Raw genomic sequence first — 1166 nt, 5'->3', positions numbered from 1 at the left:
GACGGCATGTCGGCGCGCCTGAGCGCGTCGCTCGACCGCTTCGTGAAGAGCGACGGCCTGATCCAGGGCCGCACCGACAGCCTCAACAGCCAGTCCAAGGATGTCACCCGCCAGCGCGATGCCCACGAGCTGCGCATGGAGCAGCTGCAGGCCCGCTACACGGCCCAGTTCACCGCGCTGGACACGCTGCTGTCAGGGCTTTCCAGCACCAGCAGCTTCCTGACCTCGCAGCTCTCGCTGCTGTCCAAGTGAGCGCCGGCGGGTTACGTTTTCATAACGAATCCCGCCCCGGTTCCGGCCTTCCGCGGCTCAAGTTTTCCGCCCCGGAGCCGATGATCCTGGTACGACAGACATGCAGCGGGGAGAACTTCAAATGAGCATGGCATTCAGCAGGGCAGCCAGCGCCTACGCCGACATCGGCCGTCACAGCGGTGTCGAGGCGGCCAGCCCGCACCGCCTGATCGAAATGCTCTACGAGGGCGCGCTCGACCGCATCGCCCGCGCCCGGGGCAAGCTGATGCGCGCCGATGTCAGCGGCATGGGCCAGGACATTACCCGCGCGCTGCGCATCGTCGAAGGCCTGCGCATGAGCCTGGACCGCAGCAGCACCAGCGAGCTGGCAGCCAACCTCGACGACCTCTACGACTACCTGACCCGCCGCCTGCTGCAGGCCAGCGCGGGCCGCGACGCCGGCATGCTCGACGAGTGCAGCGGCCTGCTGCGCACGCTGAGCGATGCTTGGTCGCAGATCCCGATGAACCTGCGTCATGGCGCGCCGGCCGGCGCCACCCTGGCCGCCGTGGGAGCCTGATCATGCACAACCTGACCAATGCCGAAGTGATCGCCTTTCCGCGTGCCGCCAGCCCCGAGCGCCTGACCTGGAACGGCCTGCTGGACATGACGCACGCGCTGCTCCGGCACGCCGAGCAGGGCGACTGGGAGGCCGCGCTGCAACTGCAGCAGGCGCGCCGCGTGCTGCTTGAGCAGTATTTCGCCGAGCCGGTGGAGCAGCTGGACCGCCAGGTGCTGGCCGACGGCATCCGTGTCATGCTCGCGCTGGACGCCAGGGTCGCCGGACTGGCGACGGCGTCGAAGCAGCACCTCGGCGACGAGGAGCTGGTCATGCAGCGTGCCGGACGGGCGGTGAACGCCTACCTGAGCAGCTG

At 68.7% G+C, this 1166-nt stretch carries 3 protein-coding genes; all 3 read left to right on the top strand.

The features are described from left to right. Positions 1-252 (top strand): flagellar filament capping protein FliD (gene fliD / locus C5O18_RS09990; protein WP_158249337.1); only part of this gene is annotated, 252 nt, incomplete at its 5' end. Between the two features lie 121 nt (positions 253-373). Next, on the top strand, positions 374-811 hold the full coding sequence (fliS, locus tag C5O18_RS09985; RefSeq protein WP_105193469.1) for a flagellar export chaperone FliS: 438 nt from the start codon (positions 374-376) through the stop codon (positions 809-811). Between the two features lie 2 nt (positions 812-813). Beyond that, the coding region (locus tag C5O18_RS09980) for a flagellar protein FliT (protein ID WP_146089354.1) at positions 814-1166 on the top strand (353 nt) is incomplete at its 3' end.

The organism is Amnimonas aquatica, from assembly GCF_002943415.1.
Lineage (GTDB): Bacteria > Pseudomonadota > Gammaproteobacteria > Pseudomonadales > Moraxellaceae > Perlucidibaca > Perlucidibaca aquatica_A.
The sequence above is the reverse complement of the archived record's forward strand: the minus strand, read 5'-3'. Positions and strand labels throughout refer to the sequence as shown.